This window comes from Nitrosomonas sp., assembly GCF_019635155.1.
Lineage (GTDB): Bacteria > Pseudomonadota > Gammaproteobacteria > Burkholderiales > Nitrosomonadaceae > Nitrosomonas.
Genome location: NZ_JAHBZY010000015.1, coordinates 75,390 through 85,864, shown reverse-complemented (window position 1 = coordinate 85,864; position 10,475 = coordinate 75,390). Strand labels below are relative to the sequence as shown.

The 10,475-nt window shown below is 46.9% G+C and carries 11 protein-coding genes and 1 tRNA gene; 10 read left to right on the top strand and 2 right to left on the bottom strand.

The genetic code is table 11. The features are described from left to right. The 7 genes from KF839_RS11100 to KF839_RS11070 form a co-directional block, all read left to right on the top strand. Window positions 1-222, top strand: a 222-nt coding sequence (locus KF839_RS11100) for a toxin (protein ID WP_292917906.1), incomplete at its 5' end; no start/stop codon positions are given. Beyond that, window positions 219-521, top strand: a complete 303-nt coding sequence (locus tag KF839_RS11095) for a hypothetical protein (RefSeq protein WP_292917905.1) — start codon at window positions 219-221, stop codon at window positions 519-521. The genes KF839_RS11100 and KF839_RS11095, both read left to right, overlap by 4 nt. A 305-nt stretch (window positions 522-826) precedes the next feature. Then, the gene (locus KF839_RS11090; RefSeq protein ID WP_292917904.1) at window positions 827-1,405 is read left to right on the top strand and encodes a hypothetical protein; all 579 of its coding nucleotides are present in this window, start codon (window positions 827-829) and stop codon (window positions 1,403-1,405) included. A gap of 81 nt (window positions 1,406-1,486) precedes the next feature. Then, window positions 1,487-2,059, top strand: a complete 573-nt coding sequence (locus KF839_RS11085) for a hypothetical protein (RefSeq protein ID WP_292917903.1) — start codon at window positions 1,487-1,489, stop codon at window positions 2,057-2,059. 99 nt (window positions 2,060-2,158) lie between these two features. Then, the gene (locus tag KF839_RS11080; protein ID WP_292917902.1) at window positions 2,159-2,617 is read left to right on the top strand and encodes a hypothetical protein; all 459 of its coding nucleotides are present in this window, start codon (window positions 2,159-2,161) and stop codon (window positions 2,615-2,617) included. A 169-nt stretch (window positions 2,618-2,786) separates the two neighbouring features. Next, the gene (locus tag KF839_RS11075) at window positions 2,787-3,143 is read left to right on the top strand and encodes a DUF2845 domain-containing protein (RefSeq protein WP_292917901.1); all 357 of its coding nucleotides are present in this window, start codon (window positions 2,787-2,789) and stop codon (window positions 3,141-3,143) included. A 253-nt stretch (window positions 3,144-3,396) separates the two neighbouring features. Further along, window positions 3,397-4,050, top strand: coding sequence for an IS1595 family transposase (locus KF839_RS11070; protein ID WP_292917911.1), 654 nt, complete (start codon window positions 3,397-3,399; stop codon window positions 4,048-4,050). A gap of 119 nt (window positions 4,051-4,169) precedes the next feature. Here the strand turns inward: KF839_RS11070 and KF839_RS11065 are convergent. Continuing rightward, window positions 4,170-4,245, bottom strand: a tRNA-Asn gene (locus tag KF839_RS11065). A 298-nt stretch (window positions 4,246-4,543) separates the two neighbouring features. On the opposite strand from KF839_RS11065, the gene KF839_RS11060 reads away from it, so the two are divergent. From KF839_RS11060 to KF839_RS11050, 3 genes are all read left to right on the top strand, one after another. Beyond that, window positions 4,544-5,761, top strand: coding sequence for a pyridoxal-phosphate-dependent aminotransferase family protein (locus KF839_RS11060; protein ID WP_292917900.1), 1,218 nt, complete (start codon window positions 4,544-4,546; stop codon window positions 5,759-5,761). A gap of 137 nt (window positions 5,762-5,898) precedes the next feature. Beyond that, the gene (locus KF839_RS11055; RefSeq protein ID WP_292917899.1) at window positions 5,899-6,867 is read left to right on the top strand and encodes an MraY family glycosyltransferase; all 969 of its coding nucleotides are present in this window, start codon (window positions 5,899-5,901) and stop codon (window positions 6,865-6,867) included. A gap of 1 nt (window position 6,868) precedes the next feature. Beyond that, the gene (locus KF839_RS11050) at window positions 6,869-8,737 is read left to right on the top strand and encodes a polysaccharide biosynthesis protein (RefSeq protein WP_292917910.1); all 1,869 of its coding nucleotides are present in this window, start codon (window positions 6,869-6,871) and stop codon (window positions 8,735-8,737) included. A 24-nt stretch (window positions 8,738-8,761) separates the two neighbouring features. On the opposite strand, the gene KF839_RS11045 is transcribed toward KF839_RS11050, so the two are convergent. Next, window positions 8,762-10,429, bottom strand: a complete 1,668-nt coding sequence (locus tag KF839_RS11045) for an ATP-binding cassette domain-containing protein (protein ID WP_292917898.1) — start codon at window positions 10,427-10,429, stop codon at window positions 8,762-8,764. Window positions 10,430-10,475: the final 46 nt, after the last annotated feature.

The window sequence follows — 10,475 nt, the reverse complement described above, 5'->3', positions numbered from 1 at the left end:
ATTTCATTTGAGAGCGTCATTTTTTCACTTCAATCGGGAGGATTACTGGACGATATGTTCCATCCAAATAAGGATAAGTATCCGCAGCAACGGATTTTTGTAGTCTCGATCGGCGAATATGTTTATTTGGTTCCTTATGTGGAAACCGAAGAAGAAATATTCCTTAAAACAATCATCCCTAGCCGAAAGGCGACAAAACAATACTTTGGTGACAAACGATGAAAAAAACAAAGCTGGAGTTGGAAGAAAAAGCATTGCTCGAAGCTTTCGAGTCGGATGAATTTCAATCCGGATTGACGCCGTCGCGCAAAAAAATGATCGAGGCAGCGGCAGCGCAAACGTTCAAAAAAGACAAACGGATCAACATCAGAATTTCCGGCAGAGATCTGACGGCAATTCAAAGACGGGCGATGGAACAAGGCATGCCGTATCAAACCTTGATTGCCAGCATCATTCATAAATACGCTGCTGGAAGTTTGTACGACGCGACGGTAAAGAATGCTATCGATACAAGCAACTAAACTGCTTGGCTTGTTCACGATGCGAATACGGCGTATCGAGTAATCGCTGCAAATTACGATTCAAAATTCTTGAGCACACGTTATATTAATTGCAAGGTTTGGTTCTGTTTTGCATTTTTTCTTTCAAGCTATTCACGCTATGGTGGATCTAAAAACTGATAGCGTGACAGCTAAATCAGTCGTTAAGTCTGAAAAATAAGGAGATACCATGAATCACTTCGTGTTAGATTTGACTTATGACGTAATATATTGCGTCATTTCGGACGTCTAATTGTAGTTAGGCCACACCAGCAAGGGAGCACAACTTGGCAAGCCCTCGATTCCAAGGCATGCGAGAACACCTCTCACGCGCCAGGCTCTTCCTAGAGATGACTCGCGCGGCACCTGAGGCAGTCACAGCACATCGGCTCTCCCTAGCCGCCATTTACTCTTGCCGCGCAGTTGTGGAGTTGATGCTTGAGGCCGCAGAGAAGCAAGAAATCAGAGACCCAGGCGAACCCACGCTGTACTGGAACCGCAAAGATCTGGAGAATCACGTATCTCCAAAACTTCCCTACTACGCCCTGATAGAACGAATCCGAATTCATGATTTTCATCGGTTCGGCATAAGCCCGCCAAACCCGAAGCAGCAAGAAGTCTTTATTGGTGGTCCTGTAAAGCTCGTGGCTCAACGGGGCGCGTCAGTGCTATCAGTGGGTTCTGGCGGGCTCGTCACACTTGTCAGTGGTGGGTCACAAATCAAGGAACAGCGACCTCTATTGAACCAGGATGGTCAGTTCTTCGACGAGGAGTCTTCTTCGTATGTCGCGCTCAACCAAGTCATCGAGAAGTTCATAGTCACAGCGGAAGAAGTCGTCAGTGAAATCGAGGCGAGTGCGGCCTAACCCTTCCATCGAGCGGATGTCACAAGGGCTACGCCCTTGCGCCACCGCTCATGTCAAACGTTAGGTGCCCGAGGAAGAAAAGTGGAAACCAAAGACTACATTACGATTAGCATATCTGTTGTCGCTCTTTTTATTTCAGGGTTTTCTTTTTACTTGGCGCAGTCCAAATACAATGATTTTAGAGCAACCGTATCGAATCCAAACTGGACTGTACATCCGATAGGTGAAGGCGATGATCGTCATCCTACGATTAATATTGAAGCTGACGTCTCTTTCATTAATGCCGGAGAGTTGCCAGTTATTGTAACCAGCATGAATCTTATAGCATCAGCATATGGACAAAATGAAAGAGTGCCATCATTAGAAGATTGCTCAAAGGGTGCTGTCGGAGGAGATCATGGGGCATGGGATATTAACGCTCAAGCACTAAAACCCGGAGAAGTTGCTACAAGCCACGTATCATTTGAATCAATAAGGTTTATGACGATTGATTACCCGCCAGATTCAACAAATGACACTATTGTCATAGTGTGTGCAGATTATTGGCTTGTTGATTCAAAAGGCAAGTCTCATAACTCCAGAGCACCAGTTTTAAAAATATTTGGAAACGGTGGTGAACATCCGAACAATATCCCTGTTTTACTCAGTGATTGAAGTATGAGTTTAGCACCTAACAAACATATCAAATTCGCTCCCGTTGGTCGCCGGACGCTCCTTGCGTCGCGCCGTTTATGTGGGCGTTAGCCGTCTGAGATGCATCCTCTCGCTGCGCATTTACTGAAAGTCGTCGGCGTCGGTCTAGCCGGGTTGGTCGGAATCGTCGGCATTCCAATCCTCGTGTTCGCCTTTCTTTTTTCTGGGGCGAACGAACTCTGCGGTAACTCGCCAATCCTTGAAGTGCCGTCGCCTAATGGCAAACTGAAGGCGGTTGTCTTCGAGCGAGATTGCGGGGCAACTACTGGCTTCGCTACGCATGTTTCGGTAATTGAGGCCGCCAGTTCATTGCCGAACGAAGGTGGCAACCTCTTCGTTGCCGACTCAAACCACAATGCCGCCCCTTCCGGTGCTGGCGGCGGTCCGAGTGTTCAAGTGGCTTGGGTTGGGCCCTCCGCTCTGCGCATTGAGCATCATCCCCTCGCACGGATTGTTCGCGCCGAGCCTTCCGCATTTGGAGTCAAGGTCCAATATGTGCCTCCGCGCGCCAACGGCTAACCCTACGGTCAAGGCGTGGCCCTCGGCCACTGGGACGCTCCGCCTGCCGGCGGTGCGCCCCTTACCTCCACGTTAGGCGGCACCGAGAGCACATGCTAGGCTTTGGGGGCGAGGGGTCGCTTTCGACCCGAGACGCGCAACTTCTTACATCATCTGCATAGGTAGAGTCATGAAATCCAATTTGGGGCTCTTTCGGCTTCTGACCACAGTCGTGATTCTTGGTGGGCCAATCGTCTCTCAGGCTGATTCTTTTCGTTGCGGTAGCTATCTCGCTCGAGAAGGTATGCCATCTTCGGAGATGGAAGAAAAATGTGGTCAGCCCGATGTAGTAAAGACGTCAGAAGAGCCGATTATCGTACGGCGCCCTGATGGCAGCACATTTTCGAACGGTGTAACGACAACTCATTACTGGTACTACGGGCGTGGCCCAAACGAGTTTGTGGCACGCGCGACGATTCGAGAAGGTTTGGTTGAGGAGATCGAGTTGCTATCAGCCAGGCTGATAGAATCCTTGCATCTTGATTAGGTGTTTAGCCCTACACTTGGTCCTGCGTGGAGGCGGATACTCGAGAGAAGAGCGCCGCCTAACAATAAGATGGAGCCGACAATCAAAATTGGCACTTACCTTGCAGGAAGAGGAATAGAAGCACGGGCTAATTTTGCTCACAGCTCATCTATGGCGTTAGTGTTTTGCAATGACTATACGCAGAAATTTCACTTGCTACCGATATTATATTTAATCAAGACATTGTAATTTGATTACCGGAAATGACTGGTAAATATCGCGCTCTATTTTAATTAAAAAAATAATTCAATGCTTCTGTATTGATATACCTGCCAGCAAAACAGCTTTGCTATTAGGTAAAAATCGTAACACGATTAATCGTTGGTATGGCATTTTCAGGCAAGTAATATATCGTCATCAGACTGCCCTTAAAGACAAGTTGTTAGGTAGAATGGAAGTTGATGAAAGCTATTTTGGTGCGAAATGGCGTCGTGGTTATCATGGCAAACTCAAACGCGGTCGCGGCACATTAAAACAACCTGTATTTGGTGTGTTTGAGCGAGATGGTAGGGTATACACCGAAATAGTACCGGACTGTAAACGCTTGACTTTACAAGCGGTAATACTGGGTAAAGTATCAATTGAAAGTGTCATTTATAGTGATGGCTGGCGTGGTTATAACGGTTTGGTAGATGTAGGATACTCTAAGCATTTTCGTGTATCCCATGGTGATAATGAATTTGCTCGGAATGGACATTGCCATATTAATGGTATCGAATCGTTTTGGAGCTTTACCAAGCGGCGGCTTGCAAAGTTTAACGGCGTGTCAGTTAACTTTGAGCTGCATTTAAAAGAATCTGAATGGCGTTGGAAAAAACAACCTGGTGAACTTGCTAGTGAACGATGGCAGCTCATCAGATGTTATTAACTCTGCTAGTCTAGAGCATATTAAATATACTTAAATTCTGAGGTTAGTTATTCAGTCTACTATAAGGCTACTAATAAAATTAACTACTTTGGCTATTGAGCATAACCAATTAATTTAATTGGCTCCCCGACCAGGGCTCGAACCTGGGACCTGCGGATTAACAGTCCGTCGCTCTACCGACTGAGCTATCGGGGAATTGGTGAGTAGCGCATGTTAACGGTTTGGAACCTTCCGGTCAACCATTGCTAATGCCGCTCCGGCAATCGAGTCTGGTTTTGATTGCTTTGCTATCGATTGTCGGAGGGCAATTGACGAGTCGAATATTTTTTGTTTAAATCTTTTAAATTTCATGTTGTTATGAAAATTTCTTAGCTTAACTATAAGGATAATTTATTGAGTGCTTCTAAGATTATAGTAAACTCACATTTCGCTTGTTAGAATCTGACTTTTTTACAAGATTAATCAAACTAAAATTACTAACTTAGGATTGTTCATGAATACCGAAGATTTTCGCCCTGAAAAAGAAGCCAAAGTATTTTACCCGCCACAACGTGTTTTGATGGGGCCTGGGCCATCGGATACACATCCGCGCGTGTTGAATGCGATGGCGCGCCCAACCTTGGGTCACTTGGATCCTGTTTTTACCGAGATGATGGAAGAGATTAAGGGATTGATGCGTTATGCCTTCCAAACCAAGAATCGCATGACTTTTCCGGTATCCGGCCCGGGTTCGGTAGGGATGGAAATGTGCTTCGTCAATACCATCGAACCTGGCGATAAAGTGATCGTTTGCCGCAACGGTGTGTTTGGCGGCCGTATGATCGAGAATGTTGAACGTCATGGCGGTGTAGCGGTGGTGGTCGATGACAAATGGGGGGAGCCGGTCGATCCGCAGAAAGTTGAAGATGCGTTGAAGAAAAATCCGGATGCCAAGATTGTGGCGTTCGTGCATGCCGAAACCTCGACCGGTGCGCAATCCGATGCTAAAACGTTGTGTGAAATTGCGCGGAAATATAATTGCTTGACGATTGTCGATACTGTTACTTCGTTAGGCGGTACGCCCATTAAAGTGGATGAATGGGGTATCGATGCGATTTATTCCGGTAGCCAAAAATGCTTATCCTGCCCGCCGGGCTTGTCCCCGGTGAGTTTTTCCGAGCGCGTGACCGAGCTGGTTAAGAATCGCAAAACCAAAGTGCATAGCTGGTTCATGGATATCAGCCTGTTGCTGAATTACTGGGGTTCGGCGGCCCGTACTTACCATCATACTGCGCCGACCAATGCCTTATATGGATTGCATGAATCGCTGCTGATGTTGTATGAGGAAGGTTTGGAGCATTCTTGGGCGCGCCATCGTTACAATTACGAAGCGTTGAAAGCCGGTTTTGCGACCCTGGGAATGAATTACGTGGTAAAAGAAGAGCATCGCTTGCCGCAACTGAATTCGGTTTATGTGCCTGCCGGCGTGGATGAAAAAGAAGTGCGCCGCCGTCTGTTGGATGATTACAGCTTGGAAATCGGTGCTGGTTTGGGCGATTTCGCTGGAAAAGTATGGCGCTTCGGTTTGATGGGTACATCCTGCCGAGTGGAGAATGTGATTTTCTGTTTGAATGCTTTGGAAACCATTCTGTCCGATATGGGTGTTAAAGTCGAACGCGGCACTGCTGCAGCGGCCGCACATAAGACTTATGCGGCAAAACCGATGTTCTAGGATACACTGGATTAGTAACAATCCTTATTCGCTCTGATACCACTTTTCCGTCGGCAACGAGGGGAAAGTGGTTTGTGTTTTTATATAGCTCATAACGGATAAATCCGCATACTATGGTTTTGGATTTTCCTTATTCGATGTTTTTAGCGCCTTCTCTGGCGTTTTTTTTGTCGTTTTTTTCCATTTTATGGCTGCTTAAAAGAAAAGCGGATTGGGTGCTGGATCAACCGAATGCGCGTTCGCTACATACGGTTCCGGTTCCCCGGGTCGGTGGTGTCTGTCTATTATTCGGAACGATGGTTGCATGGTTCTGTTTCTCGGCAATCATGCCATTCACTGTTTTGTTGGGTGTGGCATTGCTGATGGTCATATCGTTGATCGATGACATTTGGCATGCACCGGTGTGGTGCCGGTTACTGATTCATGCGGTCGCGGCTGCTTGGTTTGCAGTTGTACTTTTATTCAATACCTATGACTGGTCGGTGGTGTTGTGTGTGATAATCGCAGTAATCTGGATGTCGAACCTTTATAATTTCATGGATGGTTCGGATGGATTGGCAGGTGGGATGACGGTTATCGGATTCGGTTATTATGGATTGATCGCTTTTTGGGCGGGTGATTACAATTTTGCCATGATTAATTTCTCGATTGCCGCTGCGGCAGTGGCTTTTTTATTGCACAATTTTCATCCGGCGAGGGTTTTTATGGGTGATGCAGGTTCGGTTCCATTAGGGTATCTGGCGGCAGTGCTTGGAGTGCTGGGGTGGTTGAATCAGCTCTGGACGATTTGGGTGCCTCTATTGGTTTTTTCCCCTTTCATTGCGGATGCAACAGTGACGCTGACAAAACGTTTATTCCACGGGAAAAAAATTTGGCAAGCGCATCGGGAGCATTATTATCAGCGCTTGGTGCAAAGTGGTTTCGGCCATCGCAATACCGCATTGTCGGCTTATGCGTTAATGCTGATGGCAGGTGCGAGTGCAACGTGGATCAATGGACAAGACATGGTGGTGCAACAATGGGTCATGATGATGTGGGGAGGTGTTTATTTGGCAGCAATGATGATTGCCGATCGGAGTCTTAAATCGTTTTCTGACCGAGGATAACATGTTCGTTGGTCGATACGGAGTTCGCACTTTTATCGCTTTTACCCATGACTTTATCGCGGTCGCTGCAGCTTGGTGGCTTGCGTATTTATTTCGCTTTAACTTTCATGTTCCTGCTTCGTCGGTATTGTTCCTTTTAGAGGCTATTCCGTGGATCGTGCTGATTCAAGGTGGTTTCTTTTTGTGGCTAGGGCTTTATCGCGGATTGTGGCGTTATGCCAGCTTGCCGGATTTAAAAAGAATTTTCGTGGCTGTGATGGCTGGTTCCACGGCTGTGATTTTGTTGTCAGGGGCGTTTGGTTTGCTGGCAAAAATTCCGGGATCGGTCATGGTACTTGCACCGCTCTTATTGATGTTTATTATGGGCGGCAGCCGCTTGATTTATCGTGCTTGGAAAGAACGCCGCTTATACGGTTTGGAAAGCCCTGAAGCCAAATTGGTATTAATTATTGGAGCAGGCAGTACGGCGGTCAATTTGGTGAAAGCATTGACCGGAAGCCGGGAATGGCATGTGGTCGGTATGCTGGATGACGATCCAAGAAAATATGGCACCCGTTTACAAGGTATCCGAGTATTGGGAAAAATTGATGAGCTACCGCATTGGATACATAAACTCAATGTTGAGCATGTGATTATTGCGACGCCATCGGTTTCGCGCCGGATTCACCGGCAAGCATTGGAAATTTGTTCGGAACTCGGTGTTAAGGCGATGACGGTGCCATCGTATGCCGATTTAATCGGCGGCAAAGCGACGGTATCCAATATTCGCGAGATTCAATTGGATGATTTGCTGGGCCGGGCACCGGTGGTTCTGGATGACGAAGGACTACATGGCTTGCTGACGGAGAAAGTTGTTTTAGTAACCGGTGCGGGAGGATCCATCGGCTCGGAACTATGCCGGCAATTGGCGGCATTCGCGCCAGGACGGATTGTTTTTTTCGAGCGCAACGAATATGCGTTGTACAGTGTTCAGGAAGAATTTGCAGCACGATATCCGGAAATGAATATGTCGTTCTTGATCGGCGATATCAAAGATCAGGCGCGGATGGTGCAATTATTCGAGCAATACCGCCCTGCGGTGGTTTTTCATGCTGCCGCTTATAAGCATGTGCCGTTGATGGAACAAGGAAATGCGTGCCAGGCTTTACTGAATAATGTTCTAGGCACTTATATACTGGCACAAGTGGCGATTCGTTTTGGCGTCGAAAAATTTGTTTTGGTTTCCACTGATAAAGCCGTGAACCCGGTGAGTGTCATGGGAGCCACCAAGCGTTTGGCGGAAATGGTCTGTCAGGCTTTGCAGCAATCCATTCAGAAAAACCAAACGCAGCGTACTTGTTTTGTGATGGTACGTTTTGGCAATGTGCTGGGTAGTACCGGTAGCGTCATACCCAAATTCCAAGAGCAGATCGCCCGGGGTGGCCCGATCACCATTACGCATCCCGATATGACGCGCTATTTCATGTCGATTCCCGAAGCTGCGCAATTGGTTTTACAGGCAGGATTGATGGGAGGTGTTAGGGGCGGTGGAGAGATTTTTGTGTTGGATATGGGAGATCCGGTCAGGATCGTGGATCTGGCGAATGACTTAATTCATTTGTCCGGATTGGCTGAAGGCGATATCCGCATTGTTTATACCGGTCTTCGACCTGGCGAAAAACTCCATGAGGAATTGTTGGCGGTTAATGAAAATACCTATGCGACACCCCATCAAAAACTGCGCATCGCGCAAGCGCAGCAGGTGGATGAGCAATGGTTGGCCGATTTAATTTCATGGCTGGAGAAAATTACCGTGCTCGATGATCAAGAAGTTCGCGATCAACTGATCAATTGGGTGCCGGAATATAGTCGAAAGGAAGTCGAAGCCTAGGGAAACCTGCCGGACAACAGTGTTTCATGGCGGGTAACTATCAGGCGCTTTCAGATTTTCAGTAATGCTTCCATTTTCCAGTACGATGATCCGGTCAATTTTTCTGAGTTGCTGCGGAATTTGTTGATTGAAGATTAACGTGGTGCGGTTCTTCATCAGTGTTTCCAGAATTGAAAGCAGTTTCCCGGAATCGTGATCGGTTAATGAGAATATCTCATCCAAGATCAAGATGGGGGTGTTTTTGACAAACGCGCGAGCGATGGCAAGCTGCAGAAATTGCTGCCGGGTTATTTTGTTTGCTTTCCGATCTATTTGGGTTTGCAATCCGGCGGGCATCGTACGAATAAATTCCATCGCCCGTGAAGCGTGGGCGGCAGCGGTGATGGTCGCTTCGTTACTGCAGCGTTTTGCGCCATACGCGATGTTGCCGGCGACTTTGTCATTCAATAAAAAAGCGTCCGAAGAAACCATGGCAATATTGGCATGCAAGCTATCGAGCTTGATGCGTTCTATCAAATGATCATCCAACCAGATTTTTCCATCGGCAGGTCGTTGCAAACGAAGTATCAGATCGATCAACGCGGTTTTCTCGTCGGTGGAATAACCTTTGAAGACGACCACTTCTCCCGGCTTAATGGTGAAATTGATGTGATTCAGGATTGGTTTGGATCTCACCTCGTCATCATAACGTACTTGTTCGAATACCAATTTTCCTTGGAGCCTGGGGATATCCAGGATACCAGTGTCGGTTTCAAACGGTTGATCCAGAAACATAAAAATGGCTTCTAACGGTTTTTGATGGCATTCCATTTGTTTAGGTATTTTTAAAATACGCTGGATAGGTGTCAGTAGCAAAAGTGTTGCAGTAACAAGCGCTCCGATTTCCGGTAAATCCAAGGTGCCATTAATGGCCTGAAAAGCAACGGCGTAGCTTACAGCGATTGTGATCAACACCACGATTGCTAGAGAGAATGAAGTGACGATAGCGCTTTGTCCTGTTTGCTGTACTTCATCGAGTTGGATTGTTTTGGAAATTTTCCTCAGACGTTCGCTTTCCTGCGCTAACCCTCCATCCAGCCGGATTATTCTATGATGCTCGATCGCTTGGGATAAATGCTGTAATAAGTCGTGAAGAGCCGGTGAACGCCGTTGATCGGAATGCGCGGTTAACCGGTGAATTAACGCGAGCAGCGGCACGATCAGTACCAATAGAATCGTAAATTCCTGATTGAGATACAACGTACATAGAAGCAGTCCAAAAATTATCAGGCAATCCTGCAGTAACTGCGCGAAGTGGCGAATCGCGCTTGGGGATACTTGATAAATGTGAGCGATCATCTGATGGATCCGATCGTTTCTGAATAACGGTAAACACTGGTTGACGGGCAGTGCGAGCAGCTTGTCGATAAGATCCATGCGTAAATCATCCGCCAGAAGGCTGCCGCTTTTGCCGATCGAAAAAAGTTTGAAATAAACAGCCGCGGTGTGAATTGTGAATAGTCCGATTATCATCAGAATTGTCGATTGCAATACCGCGTGGTTTTTTGTGACAAAAATACTGTCAAGCAATTGATGAATAAGCAGCGGAAATACGGCGATCGTGGTAGCCATGAGCAATATCGAACAGGCTGTCAGAAGGTGTAATTTTCTATACGGCGCTTGTTTGGCGAGTAGGCGAAAATAAAGTTGCATGCGGATCATAATTCATCATTTTACACCAACATTCTCATGGTATTGC